The sequence below is a fragment of the Streptomyces sp. NPDC051976 genome (genome assembly GCF_040680795.1).
GTDB lineage: Bacteria > Actinomycetota > Actinomycetes > Streptomycetales > Streptomycetaceae > Actinacidiphila.
The window spans coordinates 117253-134132 of record NZ_JBFAXL010000007.1 but is presented as its reverse complement, the minus strand read 5'-3'; the positions used below and the strand labels follow the sequence as shown (position 1 = coordinate 134132).

The window sequence follows — 16880 nt, the reverse complement described above, 5'->3', positions numbered from 1 at the left end:
ATTGCGTGGTCGGCCCTGGCATGGCTGGGGATAATCGGGCGGGTGTTCCTGACGATCTCCACCACCGCCAGCCCTGCGGGTCCCGCGACGGACCTGGGGTTCCTGCTGCACAAGCACCCGGACAGGGCGCAGACCTTCTCCACCTCCTACGGCGACGCGCACGTCTTCTACCCCGAGGCGACCGCGGAGCGGACCACGGCCGCGCTGCTGCTGGAGGTCGACCCGCCCGCGCTGGTGCGGCGCGGCAGGACGAAGGGCCGGGGCGGCGCGCCCGACGCCGCGCTCGCGCAGTATGTGAACGACCGGCCGTACGCCGCGTCCTCGCTGCTCGCGGTCGCGATGCGGACCGTCTTCTCCAGCGCGCTGCGCGGGGAGTGCCGCAACCTGCCCGAGCGGGCGGCGGCGCCGCTGCCGCTGCGTGTCGAGGTGCCGGTGCTGCCCGCCCGGGGCGGCGCGGCGCTGGTCACCCGGCTGTTCGAGCCGCTGGGCTGGCGGGTGGAGACCGAACCGGTCGCGCTGGACCCGCTCTTCCCCGAGTGGGGGGACTCGCGGTACGTACGGCTCACGCTCGACGGTGAGCTGCGGCTGTCGGACGCGCTGCGCCAGCTGTATGTGCTGCTGCCGGTGCTGGACGACTCCAAGCACTACTGGGTGTCGGCCGACGAGGTCGACAAGCTGCTGCGGTTCGGTGAGGGATGGCTGGCCGACCACCCCGAGCAGAAGCTGATCACCAGCCGCTACCTCTCCCGCCGCTGGGCACTCACCCGGCAGGCGATGGAGCGGCTGGAGCTGGCCCGGCTGGCCGACGCCGACGACATCGAGGTGGAGGAGATCGACAACGCGGTCGAGGAGTGCGGCGGCCCCGACGAGGCCGAGGAGCGGCCGACGCCGCTGGCCGAGCAGCGCCGCGAGGCGATCCTCGCCGCCCTGCACGCGGCGGGCGCGGCCAGGGTGCTCGACCTCGGGTGCGGGCAGGGCCAGTTGGTGGCGGCGCTGCTCAAGGACCCGCGGTTCACCGAGATCGTCGGTGTCGACGTGTCGGTGCGGGCGCTGGACATGGCCGCGCGCAGGCTGCGGCTCGACCGGATGGGCGAGCGGCAGTCGTCCCGGGTGGCACTGCTGCAGGGCTCGCTCGCCTACACCGACACCCGGCTCAAGGGCTATGACGCGGCGGTGCTCAGCGAGGTCGTCGAGCATCTCGACCTGCCGCGGCTGCCCGCCCTGGAATACGCCGTGTTCGGCTCCGCCCGGCCGCGCACGGTGGTCGTGACGACGCCGAACGCCGAGTACAACGTGCGCTGGGAGTCGCTGCCCGCGGGCCATGTCCGGCACGCCGACCACCGGTTCGAGTGGAACCGGGCGGAGTTCGGGACATGGGCGGCGGCGGTCGCGGCGCGGCACGGCTACGACGTCGCGTACGTCCCCGTAGGACCGGACGACCCCGAGGTGGGGCCGCCCACCCAGATGGCGGTCTTCACCCTGACAACGAAGGAGGCGGCAGCATGACCGCGACACGCACCCTGGCCGTCACCGACCTGTCCCTGGTGGTCCTCGTCGGCGCCACCGGTTCCGGCAAGTCCACCTTCGCCGCCCGGCACTTCGCGCCCACCGAGGTGCTCTCCTCCGACTTCTGCCGCGGCCTGGTCAGCGACGACGAGAACGACCAGAGCGCCTCCAAGGACGCCTTCGACGTCCTGCACTACATCGCGGGCAAGCGGCTGGCGGCCGGCCGCCGTACCGTCGTCGACGCCACCAATGTGCAGCCGGAGAGCCGGCGGCACCTGGTGAAGCTGGCGCGGGAGTACGACGTGCTGCCGATCGCCATCGTGCTGGACGTCCCGGAGTCGGTGTGCGCGGCGCGCAACGCGGAGCGCCCGGACCGCGCCGCGCTGCCCCGCCACGTCATCCAGCGCCACCAGCGCGAACTGCGCCGCTCGCTGCGCGGGCTCGAACGCGAGGGCTTCCGCAAGGTGCACGTCCTGCGCGGCACCGAGGAGGTCGACGCGGCCGAGATCGTCACCGAGCGCCGCTACAACGACCTGCGGCACCTCACCGGTCCCTTCGACATCATCGGCGACGTGCACGGTTGCAGCGCGGAGCTGGACACCCTGCTGTCCCGGCTCGGCTACCGCGACGGCGCGCACCCCGAGGGCCGTACCGCGGTGTTCGTCGGCGACCTCGTCGACCGCGGCCCCGACAGTCCCGGGGTGCTGCGCCGCGTCATGGGCATGGTCGCCGCGGGCACCGCGCTGTGCGTGCCCGGCAACCACGAGAACAAGCTCGGCCGTTATCTGAAGGGCAAGCAGGTCCAGCACAGCCACGGGCTGGCCGAGACCATCGAGCAGCTGGAGCGGGAGGACGCGAACGACCCCGAGTTCCGGGAGCGGGTGCGGGAGTTCATCGACGGCCTGGTCAGCCACTACGTCCTGGACGGCGGCCGGCTGGTGGTCTGCCACGCGGGCCTGCCGGAGAAGTACCACGGCCGCACCTCGGGGCGGGTGCGCTCGCACGCGCTGTACGGCGACACCACTGGTGAGACCGACGAGTTCGGCCTGCCCGTGCGCTACCCGTGGGCCGAGGACTACCGCGGGTCCGCCGCCGTGGTCTACGGCCACACCCCGGTGCCCAGGACGTCGTGGATCAACAACACCATCTGCCTGGACACCGGCGCGGTGTTCGGCGGGCGGATGACGGCGCTGCGCTGGCCGGAGCGGGAGATCGTGGACGTGCCCGCCGAGCGGGTCTGGTACGAGCCCGCGAAGCCGCTGGCCACCGAGGCGCCGGGGGGCCAGGACGGGCGGCCGCTCGACCTCGCCGACGTCACCGGCCGCCGGATCGTGGAGACCTCCCAGATGGGACGGCTCGCGGTGCGCGAGGAGAACGCGGCGGCGGCGCTGGAGGTCATGAGCCGCTTCGCCGTGGACCCGCGGCTGCTCGCCTATCTGCCGCCGACGATGTCGCCGTGCGCCACCTCGCGTGAGGAGGGCTGGCTTGAGCACCCGGCCGAGGCGTTCGCCGCCTACCGCGAGGACGGCGTCCGGCAGGTCGTCTGCGAGGAGAAGCACATGGGCTCCCGCGCGGTCGCCCTGGTCTGCCGTGACGAGGCCGCCGCCCGTGAGCGGTTCGGGACGGAAGGAGTGACCGGCGCGCTGCACACCCGTACCGGGCGGCCGTTCTTCGACGACCCGGCCGTCACCGAGCAGGTGCTGGCGCGGCTGCGCGAGGCCGTCACCGCCGCCGGGCTGTGGGACGAACTGGCCACCGACTGGCTGCTGCTCGACGCCGAGCTGCTGCCCTGGTCGCTGAAGTCCACCGGTCTGCTGCGCAAGCAGTACGCGGCCGTGGGCGCGGCGGGCGGCGCGGTCTTCCCACCGGCGCTCGCCGCCCTGGAGGCGGCGAAGGGGCGCGGCGCCGAGGTGGCCGCGCTGCTGGCCAGGCAGCGCGAACGGGCCGCGGACGCGGCGGCGTTCACCGACGCCTACCGGCGGTACTGCTGGACCACCGACGGGCTCGACGGCGTACGGCTGGCGCCGTTCCAGCTGCTCGCCGTGCGGGACCGCAGTCTGGCCGGGGTGCCGCACGACGAGCAGCTCGCGCTGATCGACCGGATGGTGGCGGCCGACCCCTCGGGCCTGCTGCTGACCACCCGGCGGCTGATGGTCGACACCGGCGACGAGGAGTCGGTCGCCGAAGGCGTGCGCTGGTGGCTGGAGATGACGGAGGCGGGCGGCGAGGGCATGGTCGTCAAACCGCTGGCCGCGCTGGTCCGGAACGAGAGCGGCCGTCTGGTGCAGCCCGGCATCAAGTGCCGGGGCCGGGAGTACCTGCGGATCATCTACGGTCCCGAGTACACCCGCCCCGAGCACCTCGAACGGCTGCGCTCCCGCGCCCTCGGGCACAAGCGTTCACTCGCCCTGCGCGAGTACGCCTTGGGCCTGGAGGCCCTCGACCGCCTCGCGGCGGGCGAACCCCTCTGGCGCGTCCACGAGGCCGTCTTCGCCGTCCTCGCCCTCGAATCCGAACCAGTCGACCCCCGCCTGTAGTGCCCGAGGGGCGCGGGGAAGCGCGCTGCGCTGGCGGAGGACGGTGCCTCGTCTTTAGGGGCGCGGGGAAGCGCGCTGCGCTCGCGGTGGACCAGGCACCGTACGTGCCCCGTCAGGGGCGCGGGGAAGGTGCGCTCGCGCTGCGTCGCCGGTTACACCGGAGTGCCCCGAAGGGGCGCGGGGAACTGCGCGGCCCGCCCCCACCGGGCCGGTGGTCGGGAGACAACGCGTCTGCCCCATTGGGGCCGGTGGTGACGTGCAGCTCGTCGAGGGCTGGTCGCGCAGTTCCCCGCGCCCCTGACGGGGCCTCTGCCGGGCCGCCAGGCCCCCCTTCAGTCCAGGAGCCGTAGGGCCTGGGAGGCCCGCCCCAGGCGGACCGTTTGGCCCCAGGTGAGTTCGAGGGCGTCGGATTCCATGCCGTCGCCGAAGGCGATGAGGCGGTCGGACTCGACGGTGAGGCGCAGGCGGTCGGCGGAGGTGAGGAGTCCCGCGACCTGGGTGGTGCCGGTGGTGGGGGAGGGCCAGGCCTCGCGGACGAACCACAGCAGGCGGGCGTCGGTCGGGCCCGGCAGCGGCAGCCCGCTGCCGCGCTCCTGCCACAGCGAGCGCAGCCAGCCCGTCGCCCCGGTGCCGGTGCCGACCAGGACGCCCGAGGACGCCTGGGCCTCGGCGGCCGCGCCGTCGACGTCGGGGCCGATGCGGTAGCGGGCGGTCTGGTGGCCGGGCGGCCCGAGGTAGATCTCGTTGAGCGCCAGCAGCCGCTGGGTGTCGTCGGCGACGGCCTCCACCATGGTCAGCTCGTCGGCCCGGCCGCCCCGCGCGGCGGCGTCGAGCAGCTTGGCGGTGTCGGCCGCCCGGTGCCGTACCAAGACACCGGGATTGCGGCCGGGGTCCGCGTCGATCCCCACCACCGGCTGCCCGGCCAGGTACTTGGCCGCGTTGGCGACCAGCCCGTCCTGGCCGACGACGACCACCACGTCCTCGGGCCCGAACAGGAAGCGGTCCAGATCGGCCCGCTCCACCCGGGCCTGCCGCCACCGCAGCGGCACGGCGGCCGCCACCTCGGCGAGCGCCGCCCGCGCGCGCTGATGGCGGTCCCGTACGTCCTCGATGCTCCGGCCGCGGGAGGAGAGGAAGAACGCCGCCTGGCCGTGGGTGCCGTGCCGGGCCAGCAGTTCTTCGTACTCGGTGGTGCGGTGCACCAGCACCGCGCGCGGGGCCAGGCTCACCGCTGACCGCCCGAGGCGCCGGGGGCACCGAGCCTGGCCAGCAGGCCGGTGAGCATGTCGGGCGTCAGGGTGAGGCTGTCGATGTGCGGCAGGTTCTCGGCGAGCCGGGTGGCGGCCAGCGCGTGCAGCGTGGCGGCGTCCACCTCGTCGTGCACCCGCAGCCACGCGGCCTGGGCCTCGGCGCGTGCCGTGCCCGCCTCACGTGCCGCCTCCGCCTGCGCGCGGGCCAGCTTCACCAGCCGTGCGGCCTCGGCCTCGGCACGCACCGCGTCGGCCGCCGCGTTCTCCTCGGCCTCACGGCGCGCGTTGGTGCCGTGCTGCTCGACCAACTGCTCCTCGCGGCGGGCCAGTTCGATCCGGCTGGCGAGTTCGTTCTCGGCGATCGCCCGCTCCCGCTCGACGGCGACCGCGCGCCGCTCGTAGGTGGCCCGGTCCGCCTCCTGCTGGATCTGCTCGCGTGCCGGGGTGCGCAGCGCGCGCTCGACCTCCGGCTCCGGGCGGATGGCCACCACGCGTACGGCGACCACCTCGATGCCGGTGGCGGCCAGCCGCGGCTCGGCGGCGAGCCCGTCGGAGATCCGCTGCCGTACCGCCGCGACCCCGTCCACCAGGGCCGCCGCGAGCGCGGTACGGGCCAGGACGTCGAGGGCGTGCTGCTGCGCGGTCTCGGTGAGCAGGGTGGCGAGCTGTTCCAGCGGGGTGCCGCGCCAGACGCCGGTGTCCGGGTCGACGGAGAAGTCCAGCCGGGCGGCGGCGGTGTCCGGGGCGCTGATCCGGTACGTCACCGTGGACTGCACGCTGACGTCCTGGAAGTCGGAGGTGCGGGCGTGGAAGGCCATGGCCAGCTCCCGGTCGTCCACCGGCACCTCGGACAGCGCCGCCGTCAGCGACCGGTACCAGAAGCTCAGCCCCGGCCCGTCGTGGACCAGCTTGCCCTTGGCGTGGTGGCGGATGTGCGCGGTCGGCGCGGAGCGCAGATGGCGCCAGCCGAAGCGCCTGGTGATGTCGGCCATGGCGGCCCCCCTTCTCTTTTTCGTCACAACGACGATATCGGCTCGACCGTTTATCGTCAAGACGACGAGATGTGAGATGAGCGGGTCGGCGCGTGAACGCCGGGCGCGATGGTCAGGATGGAGTCATGGGATTCCATGTCGACTCCGAGGCCGGGCGGCTGCGCCGCGTCATACTGCACCGCCCGGACCTCGAACTGAAGCGCCTGACCCCGTCCAACAAGGACGCGTTGCTCTTCGATGACCTGCTGTGGGTGCGCCGGGCGCGCGCCGAGCACGACGGTTTCGCCGACGTGCTGCGCGACCGCGGCGTGGAGGTCCACCTCTTCGGCGACCTGTTGCGCGAGTCGCTGCTCATTCCCGAGGCCAAGCGGCTGGTCCTCGGCCGGGTCTTCCACGAGAAGGAGTACGGCCCGCTGGCCACCGACCACCTGCGGACCGCCTTCGACGAGCTGGGCGACGCCGAACTGACCGAGGCGCTGATCGGCGGCATGACCAAGCGCGAGTTCCTGGAGCGGTTCGCCGAGCCGGTCTCGGTGCGCTTCCACGCCCTGGACCTCGACGACTTCCTGCTCCCGCCGCTGCCCAACCACATCTTCACCCGCGACACCTCCGCCTGGGTCTACGACGGGGTGAGCATCAACGCCATGCGCTGGCCCGCCCGCCAGCGCGAGACCGTGCACTTCGAGGTGATCTACCGGCACCACCCGCTCTTCGCCGCCGGCGGCTTCCATGTCTGGTCGGAGGGGCAGAGTGCCTATCCGTCGACCATAGAAGGCGGCGACGTCCTGGTGATCGGCAGGGGCGCGGTGCTGATCGGGATGAGCGAGCGGACCACCCCGCAGGCCGTCGAGATGCTGGCGCAGGGGCTGTTCGCGACCGGCTCCGCGAAGACCATCGTGGCCCTGGACATGCCCAAGCGCCGGGCCTTCATGCACCTGGACACGGTGATGACGATGGTGGACGGCGACACCTTCACGCAGTACGCGGGCCTGGGGATGCTGCGCTCGTACACCATCGAGCCGGGCGCGGGCGACGGCGAGCTGAAGGTCACCGACCACCCGCCGGAGCACATGCACCGGGCCATCGCGGCGGCGCTCGGGGTCGACTCGATCAAGGTGCTCACCGCGACCCAGGACGTGCACTCCGCCGAGCGCGAGCAGTGGGACGACGGCTGCAACGTGCTGGCCGTCGAGCCGGGAGTGGTGGTGGCCTACGAGCGGAACGCGACCACCAACACCTTCCTGCGCAAGCGCGGCGTCGAGGTGATCGAGATCCCCGGCAGCGAGTTGGGGCGGGGGCGCGGCGGTCCGCGCTGCATGAGCTGCCCCATCGAACGTGACGCTGTATAAGAATGCAAATGTTCGTATAGACTTCCGCGCGTCGTCCCACCCCCCCTGTGCCGTTCGACCGAGGAGTCCCCGCATGTCCGTCGACCTCAAGGGCCGCCACTTCCTCAAGGAGCTGGATTTCACGCCCGAGGAGTTCCGCCACCTGGTGGAGCTGGCCGCGGACCTGAAGGCGGCCAAGAAGGCGGGGGCCGAGGAGCAGCGGTTGCGCGGCCGGAACATCGCGCTGGTCTTCGAGAAGACCTCCACCCGCACCCGCTGCTCCTTCGAGGTCGCCGCCGCCGACCAGGGCGCCTCGACGACCTATCTGGACCCGTCGGGTTCGCAGATCGGGCACAAGGAGTCGGTGAAGGACACCGCGCGCGTGCTGGGCCGGATGTTCGACGGCATCCAGTACCGCGGGCACGGCCAGTCGGTGGTGGAGGAGCTGGCGGCGTACGCGGGAGTGCCGGTGTGGAACGGCCTCACCGACGAGTGGCACCCGACCCAGATGCTGGCCGACGTGCTGACGATGACCGAGCACAACCCCAAGCCGCTGTCCGAGATCGCGTACGCCTACCTCGGCGACGCCCGCTCCAACATGGGCAACTCGCTGCTGGTCACGGGCGCGCTGCTGGGGATGGACGTGCGGATCGCCGCGCCGAAGGGGCTGTGGCCCGACCCCGCGGTCGTCGCGGAGGCCAACCGGCTGGCCACCGCCACCGGCGCCCGGATCACCCTCACCGACGACGTGGCCGAGGGAGTCAGCGGCGCCGACCACGTCCACACCGACGTGTGGGTCTCGATGGGCGAGCCCAAGGAGGTCTGGGACGAGCGGATCGCGCTGCTGCGGCCGTACGCCGTCACCTCGGAGGTGATGCGGGCCACCGGCAATCCGCAGGCCACCTTCCTGCACTGCCTGCCCGCCTTCCACGACCTCGGCACCGACGTCGGGCGGGAGATCCACGCCCGCCACGGTCTGGAGTTCCTGGAGGTCTCGGACGCGGTCTTCGAGTCCGACCGGTCGGTGGTCTTCGACCAGGCGGAGAACCGTATGCACACCATCAAGGCGATCCTGGTGGCCACCCTGTCCTGAGCGGCCCCGGGCGGCGGGGCCTCAGTGCAGGATGAACCAGACGGCCTTGCCGGTGCCGGTCAGCCGGCAGCCGGAGGAGGCGCTGAGCGCGCGGATCAGGATCAGGCCGCGGCCGTGCTCGGAGAGCGCGTCGGGCTGCGGCGGCTCCGGCTGCGGCGGCAGCAGCGGGTCGAGTCCGGCGGGCAGGTCGTGGCCGGGGTCGTGCACCTCGACCTGGAAGCCGCGCGGCAGCAGCTCCACCGACAGCTCGATCGGGCCGCCGGGGGTGTGCTCGACCGCGTTGGTGACCACCTCGGCGGTCAGCAGCTCCGCGGTGTCGCAGTCCGGTGTGCCGCCCTGGCCCAGCTCGGCCAGCACCTCGCGGATCATCGCGCGGGCGAGCGGTACGGCGGCGGGGGAGTGCGGAAGCGCGAGCCGCCAGACGTCCTGCCGGTCGGGCAGCTCATGTGCGGTGCAGGCGGGCATGGTCACTGCTGCTCCTTTTCTGGTGAAGGGGTGGGGCAGGTGGAGGGTCCGGCTGCCGTCCCTCCAGGGTAAAAGTGGACATTACGGGCCAGTAGGGACGTCCGATGTGCGGTCCCGGGACGAAGGTCCCGTCCCGCGAACGCGCTCCTTATCTCGCACTCATGACGACAGTCACAAACAGGTGATAACGTCGGAGTCGAGGAGGCCGCGTCATGAGTCCCCACCCCAGCTCCGCGAGCCCCACCGGCCACTGGCGCCATCTGCGCCTCGAACGGGACGGTGGCGTCGTCACCGTCACCTTCGACCGGCCCGACCGGCTCAACGCCCTCACCTTCGGCGCCTACGCCGACCTGCGCGACCTGCTGGCCGAGCTGGCCCGCGAGGGCGGCACCCGGGCGCTCGTCCTGGGCGGCGCCGGCCGCGGCTTCTGCTCCGGCGGCGACGTCGACGAGATCATCGGCGCCACCCTGGCCATGGGCGCGGGCGACCTCCTCGACTTCACCCGGATGACCGGGCAGGTCGTCCGGGCCGTCCGCGAAGTCCCCTTTCCGGTGATCGCCGCCGTACACGGGATCGCCGCGGGCGCGGGCGCGGTGCTCGCGCTGGCCGCGGACTTCCGCGTCGTCGAGCCCTCGGCCCGGTTCGCCTTCCTCTTCACCCGCGTCGGCCTGGCCGGCGCGGACATGGGCGCCGCCTATCTGCTGCCCCGGCTGGTCGGGCTCGGCCACGCCACCCGGCTGCTGATGCTCGGCGACACCATCGACGCCGTGGAGGCCGAGCGGATCGGCCTGGTCAGCGAGGTGGCCGAGGTGGGCGGCGCGGACGCCGCCGCGGCCCGGCTGGCCCGCAGGCTGGCCGACGGGCCGTCGCTGGCCTACCAGCAGACCAAGGCGCTGCTCACCGCGGAGCTGGACATGCCGCTGGGCGCCGCGGTCGAGATGGACGCCGCCGCACAGGCACTGCTGATGACCAGCGCGGACTACGCCGAGTTCCACGCGGCCTTCACGGCGAAGCGGGACCCGAAGTGGGAAGGCCGCTGACGGTGCCGGGGCCGGAAACAGGGCCGGGGCCCGGATCGGCGCCGACGAGCGGCGCCGCGCCGCGGGTGGCCGTGATCGGCGGCGGCCCCGGCGGCCTCTACGCCGCCGCGCTGCTCAAGCGGCTCGACCCGGCGCGTCCCGTCACCGTGTGGGAGCGCGGCGCGCCCGAGGACACCTTCGGCTTCGGCGTGGTCTTCTCCGACGAGACGGTCGGCGGTATCGCGGGCGCCGATCCGGTCGTGTACGAGGCCGTGCAGCGGGAGTTCGTCCGCTGGGAGGCCATCGACATCCACCACCGCGGCCGGGAGACCCGCTCCGGCGGCCACGGCTTCGCCGCCCTCGACCGGCGGCGGCTGCTCGCCCTGCTGCACGAGCGCTGCCGCGGCCTCGGCGTCGAGGTGCTCACCCGCACCCCCGCGCCCTCCGCCGCCGAACTGGCCCGCGACCACGACCTGGTGATCGCCGCCGACGGCGCCCGCAGCGCCACCCGTACCGCACACGCCGACGTCTTCGGCCCGCGGCTCACCCCGCACGGCTGCCGCTACATCTGGCTCTCCGCCGAACTCCCGCTGGACGCCTTCCGGTTCGAGATCCTGGAGACACCGCACGGCGTCATGCAGGCGCACGCCTACCCGTACCGGCGGGACGCCAGCACCTTCATCGTGGAGATGGCCGAGGACGTCTGGCAGCGCGCCGGGTTCGACCGGCTCGACGAGAGCGGCACCATCGCTGCCTGCGAGAAGCTCTTCGCCCGGCTGCTGGACGGCCGCCCGCTGCACGGCAACCGCTCGCGCTGGCAGTCCTTCACCACGGTGGTCAACACCCGCTGGCGGCACGGCAACATCGTGCTGCTCGGCGACGCCGCGCACACCGCGCACTTCTCCATCGGCTCCGGCACCAAGCTCGCCATGGAGGACGCGCTCGCGCTGGCGGCCTCGCTGCAGGAACAACCCGACGTCGAGGCGGCGCTGGCGGCGTACGAGAACGAGCGGCGGCCGGTGGTGGAGAGCACCCAGCGGGCCGCGCTGGCCAGTCTGGAGTGGTTCGAGCGGCTCGGGCAGTACGTCGGCCAGCCGCCGACGCAGTTCGCCTTCAACCTGCTCACCCGCAGCCGCCGCGTCACCCACGACAACCTCCGGCTGCGCGACGCCGCCTTCACCGACTCCGTCGAGCGCGGCTTCGGCGCGCCGCCGGGCACCCCGCCGATGTTCACCCCGTTCCGGCTGCGCGGGCTGACGCTGCGCAACCGCGTCGTGGTCTCGCCGATGGACATGTACGTGGCGCGCGACGGGGTGCCGGGCGACTTCCACCTCGTCCACCTGGGCGCGCGGGCGCTGGGCGGCGCGGGCCTGGTGATGACCGAGATGGTGTGCGTCAGCCCGGAGGGCCGGATCACCCCCGGCTGCACGGGGCTGTGGAACGACGAGCAGGAGGCCGGCTGGCGGCGCGTCACCGACTTCGTGCACGCCTCGGCGGGCCTGTCCCCGGGAACGACCCCGGGCGGGCCGGAGACCGCCACCGGCCCGGCCATCGGTCTGCAGCTCGGGCACAGCGGGCGCAAGGGCTCCACCCGGCTGATGTGGGAGGGCATCGACCAGCCGCTGCCGGACGGCAACTGGCCGGTGGTCGCCCCCTCACCGCTGCCGTACGTCGAGGGCGTCAACCAGGTGCCGCACGCCCTCGGCGCCGATGAACTGGCCGGGATCCGCGAGCAGTTCGCCGCCGCCGCGCGGCGCGGCGCCCGCGCCGGGTTCGATCTGCTCGAACTGCACTGCGCCCACGGCTACCTGCTCTCCTCCTTCCTGTCGCCGCTCACCAACCAGCGCACCGACGGCTACGGCGGCGACCTGGCCGGGCGGCTGCGCTTCCCGCTCGAAGTCCTGGACGCCGTACGGGCGGTGTGGCCCGAGGACCGCCCGCTGACCGTGCGGATCTCCGCCACCGACTGGGCGCCCGGCGGCACCACGGGCGACGACGCGGTCGCCGTCGCCCGCGCCCTGGCCGAGCACGGCGCCGACGCCATCGACGTCTCCACCGGCCAGGTGGTCTCCACCGAGCGGCCCGCGTACGGCCGTTCGTACCAGACACCGTTCGCCGACCGGATCCGCAACGAGACCGGGCTGCCGGTCATCACGGTCGGCGCGATCTCCTCCTGGGACGACGTCAACTCGCTGCTGCTGGCGGGCCGCGCGGACCTGTGCGCGCTGGCCCGGCCGCATCTGTACGACCCGCACTGGACGCTGCACGCCGCCGCCGAGCAGGGCTACGAAGGCCCCGCCGCGCCTTGGCCAGCGCCCTACGCCGCCGGCCGCCGCCCGCCGCCCACCGGCCGCACCGACGCCCCGAAGCCGCGGCTCACGCTGGACGTGTGAGCGGCGCGGTCGCCACCGCGCCCCAGTCGAGTCGCTCAGGAGCGTACGAAAGCGGCGCCCCGGTCGCGCAGCAGGGTGTGCAGGGCGGTGAAGACGGCGGCCGAGCGGGTGCCCGGCCAGTCGGCGGGGAGCAGCGCCGCGGGCAGTCCCGGGTCGGCATAGGGCAGATGGCGCCAGGAGTCCAGGGCGCGCAGGTAGTCGCGGAAGGCGGCGTCGGGGGAGGCGGGTTCGGGCGAGCGCGCCCAGGCGGCGAGCACCGGCTCATGGGCGTCCAGGAAGGCGTGGTGCAGCGCGGCCAGCGCGTCCAGGTCCCACCAGCGGCGTACCGCCTCGGCGGTGGGCGCGAAACCCAGGTGCGCGCCGCGGAACAGGTCGACGTAGGCGGCCAGTTCGAGCCGCCGCAGGACGTGCTGGGTCTCCTCGTGCAGCGCGCCCGGGGCGATCCAGACGCCGGGGGCGGCGGTGCCGAAGCCGAGCCCGGCCAGCCGCGACCTGAGCAGATGCCGTTTGTGCCGCTCCGACTCGGGCACCGAGAAGACCGCGAGCAGCCAGTCGGCGGCGTCCGCACCGTCCTCGGCGCCGTCAGACGTGTCCGCCGGGGCGGTGCCCTCCCGTACGCCGCCGCCGTAGATCCGCCGGTCGCCGTCCGCCAGCAACTGCCGTGCGTCAGCCGACAGTTGGTAGGCGGCCGCACCGCCGACCCGGTCGGCGTCCAGCAGTCCGCGCCGCTTGAGGCGGGAGACCGCCGACCGTACGGACTGCGGGTCGACACCCGCGGCGCCCATCAGCCTGATGAGCGTGGCCACCGGCACCCGTCCGGCCAACTCCGCACGCCCGTAGGCGCCGTAGAAGCTGAGGATCAGCGAGCCGGGGGTGTACTGCTCGGTCACGTGGTCACTCCAGGTCGCGCAGCCGGAAGCGCTGCAGCTTACCTGTGGGGGTGCGGGGCAGTGACGGCAGGAAGCGGATGTCCCGCGGGGCCTTGTACGGCACGATCACCTTCTTGGTGAAGTCCCGCAGCGCGCCCGCCATCCGCTCGCCCGGTTCCGCGTCGTCGTGCAGCACCACGAACGCCCGCACGATCTGGCCGCGTTCGTCGTCGGGCACCCCGATCACCGCCGCCTCGCGCACGTCGGGGTGGCGCAGCAGCGCCTCCTCGACCTCGGGCCCCGCGATGTTGTACCCGGCCGAGATGATCATGTCGTCGGCGCGGGCCACATAGCGGAAGTAGCCGTCGGGGTCGCGGACGTAGGTGTCACCGGTGATGTTCCAGCCGTCGCGGACGTACTCCGCCTGCCGGGGGTCGGCCAGATAACGGCAGCCCGTCGGCCCGCGGACGGCCAGCAGCCCGGGGGCGCCGTCGGGCACCGGCCGCAGGCCCTCGTCGACCACCCGCGCGGTGTAGCCGGGCACCGGCAGCCCGGTGGCGCCCGGCCGGGCCGCGTCGTCGGCCGCGGCGATGAAGATGTGCAGCATCTCGGTGGCGCCGATGCCGTTGATCAGCCGCAGCCCGGTCCGCTCGTGCCAGTCCATCCAGGTCGCGGCGGGCAGGTTCTCACCCGCCGACACGCAGCGCCGCAGCGAGGAGACGTCGTACGTGCCCAGGTCGCCGAGCATCGCCCGGTACGCGGTGGGGGCGGTGAACAGCACGCTCACCCGGTGCCGTTCGATCGCCGCGAGCAGCTCCGGCGGCCCGGCCCGCTCCAGCAGCAGCGTGGAGGCGCCCGCGCGCAGCGGGAAGACCACCAGGCCGCCCAGGCCGAAGGTGAAGCCGAGCGGCGGGCTGCCGGTGAAGACGTCCTCCGCGACCGGCCGCAGGAGATGCGCGGAGAAGGTGTCGGCGATCGCCAGCACGTCCCGGTGGAAGTGCAGGCACCCCTTGGGGCGCCCGGTGGTGCCGGAGGTGAAGGCGATCAGCGCCACGTCGTCGGCCGAGGTGGCCACCGGCTCGTACCGATCGGGGTGGTCCTCCGCCCGCCGCAGCAGGTCGTCGTCCGCGTCGCCGCCGAAGACGGTGATCCGCAGCCCGGGCACCTGCGCCTTCTCCAGCTCCTCGACGTAGCGCGCGTCGCACAGCGCGAGCCGCACCCGCGCGATGTCGCAGACCGCGGACAGCTCCTGCGAGCGCTGCGCGGCCAGCACGGTCACCGCGACCGCGCCCGCCTCCAGCACCGCGAACCAGCAGGCCACCAGCCACGGCGTGGTCGGCCCGCGCAGCAGCACCCGGTTGCCGGGCACCACGCCCAGCTCGTCGGTGAGCACATGCGCGATCCGCGCGGCGGTCGCCCGCAGCTCGGCGTACGTCCAGGACCCGCCGTCCGGCATCCGCAGGCATGGGCTGTCCGGGGCACCGCCGTCGAGCAGTTCCGCCGCGCAGTTGAGCCGGTCGGGGTACGGCAGCGCCAGGTCGAGCCGTGGCCACTCGCCCGGTGGCGGCAGGTGGTCGCGCGTGAAGGTGTCCACGTGGGCGGAAGGAAGCAGGTCCATGGCGGCATTGCCCCTCGTCGGCACCTTGAGGGCGGACGATTTCAGCGTAACGTGTTCATGACGACAGTCAACCGGACGCGATAGAGGTTGTCGGGGCAGTCGTGCCGGGGGCGCCGTCCGAGGGCCGCCCGGGACGGCGGGCCGGGGCACGCGGGCCGGACGGCCGGGACCGCGGTCCCGGGACAGAGGTGGAGGCGGGCGATGGTGGCGTTCACGCTCGATCCGGACCAGGCCGCCTGGGCGGCCCGGGTCCGGGAGATCGCGGCGAAGGAGCTGCGGCCGCTCGCGGAGGCGGGGGAGCCGGGCCGGGTGAACCGGCCGCTGCTTGCCGCACTCGGCGAGCTGGGACTGCTCGCCCGGGTCTTCCCCGCGGACGGCGGCCCGGTCGCCGCGCTCGACCTGTGCCTGCTGCGCGAGTCGCTGGCCCGCGAGTGCACCGAGGCGGAGACCGCGCTCGCCCTGCAGGGACTGGGCGCGCATCCGCTGCTGACCGCGCCCGCCGTCGCCGCGCGCTGGCTGCCCGAGGTGACCGCGGGCCGGGCCGTGGCCGCCTTCGCGCTCACCGAACCCGACGCGGGCTCCGACGCGGCCGCGCTCGCCCTGGCCGCGGAACCGGACGGCACCGGCGGGGCGGCGGGCTGGCGGCTCACCGGCGAGAAGTGCTGGATCTCCAACGCGCCCGAGGCCGACATCCTCACCGTCTTCGCCCGCACGGGACCGGACGCCGGCGCCCGCGGTGTCACCGCCTTCGCGGTCCCCGCCGACCGCCCGGGGCTGACCGGAGAGCACCTCGACATGCTCTCGCCGCACCCCATCGGACGGCTGGTCTTCGACGGCGTCCCGGTCGGGCCCGACGACGTCCTGGGCGCACCGGGCCACGGCTTCCGCACCGCGATGACCACCCTCGACCTGTTCCGGCCCAGCGTCGGCGCCTTCGCGGTCGGCATGGCGCAGGCGGCGCTCGACGCCGCAGTCGCGCACGCGGGCGAACGCACCGCGTTCGGCGGCCCGTTGAAGGACATGCAGGCCGTGGCGCACCCGCTCGCCGAGATGGCCACCCGTACCGAGGCCGCCCGGCTGCTGGTCTACGCGGCGGCCACCGCGTACGACAGCGGCGCCGCCGACGTGACCGCCCGCGCGGCGATGGCCAAGCTCTACGCCACCGAGACCGCGCAGTACGTGGTCGACGCGGCCGTCCAGATCCACGGCGCCCGCGCCCTGCGCCGCGGCCACCTCCTCGAACACCTCTACCGTGAGGTGCGCGCCCCGCGGATCTACGAGGGCGCCACCGAGGTCCAGCGCACCATCATCGCCAGGGAGCTCTACCGATGAGCCTGCGACGCGTCAATCCCGCCGAACTCTCCCCGCCCACCGGCTTCTCGCACGCCGTCGTCGCCACCGGCCGCACCCTGGTGGCGCTCGCCGGGCAGACCGCGCTGGACGGTACGGGGGCGGTGGTCGGCGACACGCTCCCCGAGCAGTTCGGGCGGGCGCTGGGCAATCTGCTCGCCGCCCTGCGGGAGTCCGGCGGCACCCCGGCCGACCTCGCCCGGGTCACCGTCTACACCACCGACGTGGCCGACTACCGCACCCACGCCCCCGAACTCGGCCGCATCTGGCGCGAGTTGGCGGGCCGCGACTACCCGGCGATGGCCGTCATCGGGGTGGTCAGGCTCTGGGACGAGCAGGCACTCGTGGAGATCGACGGACTCGCAGTGCTGCCGTGAATCGAACCTTCCGGCCCGTACACGCGTGTTACTTGCTGAAGGACAGGTGGGACCAGCCGCCTGGCCGGGCGCGTACGGGCTGA

General features: G+C 73.8%; 13 protein-coding genes. 8 read left to right on the top strand and 5 right to left on the bottom strand.

Annotation, left to right across the window (positions count from 1 at the left end):
- Positions 1-42 precede the first annotated feature (42 nt).
- Entirely contained in the window at positions 43-1506 is a 1464-nt protein-coding gene (locus tag AB0M29_RS10650; RefSeq protein WP_365381776.1) for a 3' terminal RNA ribose 2'-O-methyltransferase Hen1, read from the top strand.
- Positions 1503-4043, top strand: coding sequence for a polynucleotide kinase-phosphatase (locus AB0M29_RS10645; protein ID WP_365381774.1), 2541 nt, complete (start codon positions 1503-1505; stop codon positions 4041-4043). Before AB0M29_RS10650 ends, AB0M29_RS10645 begins: the two co-directional genes overlap by 4 nt.
- A 332-nt stretch (positions 4044-4375) precedes the next feature.
- Here AB0M29_RS10645 and AB0M29_RS10640 read toward each other — a convergent pair whose 3' ends face one another.
- Both AB0M29_RS10640 and AB0M29_RS10635 read right to left on the bottom strand, forming a co-directional pair.
- The gene (locus tag AB0M29_RS10640) at positions 4376-5272 is read right to left on the bottom strand and encodes a hypothetical protein (protein ID WP_365381772.1); all 897 of its coding nucleotides are present in this window, start codon (positions 5270-5272) and stop codon (positions 4376-4378) included.
- Entirely contained in the window at positions 5269-6285 is a 1017-nt protein-coding gene (locus AB0M29_RS10635) for an SPFH domain-containing protein (protein WP_365381770.1), read from the bottom strand. Before AB0M29_RS10635 ends, AB0M29_RS10640 begins: the two co-directional genes overlap by 4 nt.
- A gap of 125 nt (positions 6286-6410) precedes the next feature.
- Here AB0M29_RS10635 and AB0M29_RS10630 point away from each other — a divergent pair, with 125 nt between their 5' ends.
- Positions 6411-7634, top strand: coding sequence for an arginine deiminase (locus tag AB0M29_RS10630; RefSeq protein WP_365381768.1), 1224 nt, complete (start codon positions 6411-6413; stop codon positions 7632-7634).
- Positions 7635-7707: 73 nt separating this feature from the next.
- Positions 7708-8706: an ornithine carbamoyltransferase gene (gene argF / locus AB0M29_RS10625; protein ID WP_365381766.1), complete on the top strand. Its 999-nt coding sequence runs from the start codon at positions 7708-7710 to the stop codon at positions 8704-8706.
- A 21-nt stretch (positions 8707-8727) separates the two neighbouring features.
- Here argF and AB0M29_RS10620 read toward each other — a convergent pair whose 3' ends face one another.
- Positions 8728-9171: an ATP-binding protein gene (locus AB0M29_RS10620; protein ID WP_365381954.1), complete on the bottom strand. Its 444-nt coding sequence runs from the start codon at positions 9169-9171 to the stop codon at positions 8728-8730.
- 212 nt (positions 9172-9383) lie between these two features.
- On the opposite strand from AB0M29_RS10620, the gene AB0M29_RS10615 reads away from it, so the two are divergent.
- Positions 9384-10211 carry an enoyl-CoA hydratase family protein gene (locus AB0M29_RS10615; protein ID WP_365381764.1) on the top strand — a complete coding sequence of 276 codons (828 nt, stop codon included), beginning with the start codon at positions 9384-9386 and terminating at the stop codon, positions 10209-10211.
- A 2-nt stretch (positions 10212-10213) separates the two neighbouring features.
- A complete protein-coding gene (locus tag AB0M29_RS10610; protein WP_365381953.1) occupies positions 10214-12583 on the top strand; it encodes a bifunctional salicylyl-CoA 5-hydroxylase/oxidoreductase in 2370 nt (789 codons plus the stop codon).
- 35 nt (positions 12584-12618) lie between these two features.
- Here the strand turns inward: AB0M29_RS10610 and AB0M29_RS10605 are convergent, their stop codons facing one another.
- On the bottom strand, positions 12619-13473 hold the full coding sequence (locus tag AB0M29_RS10605) for a PaaX family transcriptional regulator C-terminal domain-containing protein (protein ID WP_365381762.1): 855 nt from the start codon (positions 13471-13473) through the stop codon (positions 12619-12621).
- A 4-nt stretch (positions 13474-13477) separates the two neighbouring features.
- A complete protein-coding gene (locus AB0M29_RS10600) occupies positions 13478-15070 on the bottom strand; it encodes an AMP-binding protein (protein WP_365381761.1) in 1593 nt (530 codons plus the stop codon).
- Between the two features lie 201 nt (positions 15071-15271).
- On the opposite strand from AB0M29_RS10600, the gene AB0M29_RS10595 reads away from it, so the two are divergent.
- Both AB0M29_RS10595 and AB0M29_RS10590 read left to right on the top strand, forming a co-directional pair.
- A complete protein-coding gene (locus AB0M29_RS10595) occupies positions 15272-16402 on the top strand; it encodes an acyl-CoA dehydrogenase (protein ID WP_365381759.1) in 1131 nt (376 codons plus the stop codon).
- Entirely contained in the window at positions 16399-16797 is a 399-nt protein-coding gene (locus AB0M29_RS10590; protein ID WP_365381758.1) for a RidA family protein, read from the top strand. The genes AB0M29_RS10595 and AB0M29_RS10590 overlap by 4 nt, the downstream gene beginning before the upstream one ends.
- Positions 16798-16880 lie beyond the last annotated feature (83 nt).

What these genes read in the sequence shown, in the direction of transcription:
- AB0M29_RS10620 (WP_365381954.1), bottom strand. Translation starts at nt 9,171, where the DNA reads ATGCCCGCCTGCACCGCACATGAGCTGCCCGACCGGCAGGACGTCTGG.
- AB0M29_RS10615 (WP_365381764.1), top strand. Translation starts at nt 9,384, where the DNA reads ATGAGTCCCCACCCCAGCTCCGCGAGCCCCACCGGCCACTGGCGCCAT.
- AB0M29_RS10630 (WP_365381768.1), top strand. Translation starts at nt 6,411, where the DNA reads ATGGGATTCCATGTCGACTCCGAGGCCGGGCGGCTGCGCCGCGTCATA.
- AB0M29_RS10600 (WP_365381761.1), bottom strand. Translation starts at nt 15,070, where the DNA reads ATGGACCTGCTTCCTTCCGCCCACGTGGACACCTTCACGCGCGACCAC.
- argF (WP_365381766.1), top strand. Translation starts at nt 7,708, where the DNA reads ATGTCCGTCGACCTCAAGGGCCGCCACTTCCTCAAGGAGCTGGATTTC.
- AB0M29_RS10635 (WP_365381770.1), bottom strand. Translation starts at nt 6,285, where the DNA reads ATGGCCGACATCACCAGGCGCTTCGGCTGGCGCCATCTGCGCTCCGCG.
- AB0M29_RS10595 (WP_365381759.1), top strand. Translation starts at nt 15,272, where the DNA reads ATGGTGGCGTTCACGCTCGATCCGGACCAGGCCGCCTGGGCGGCCCGG.
- AB0M29_RS10645 (WP_365381774.1), top strand. Translation starts at nt 1,503, where the DNA reads ATGACCGCGACACGCACCCTGGCCGTCACCGACCTGTCCCTGGTGGTC.
- AB0M29_RS10590 (WP_365381758.1), top strand. Translation starts at nt 16,399, where the DNA reads ATGAGCCTGCGACGCGTCAATCCCGCCGAACTCTCCCCGCCCACCGGC.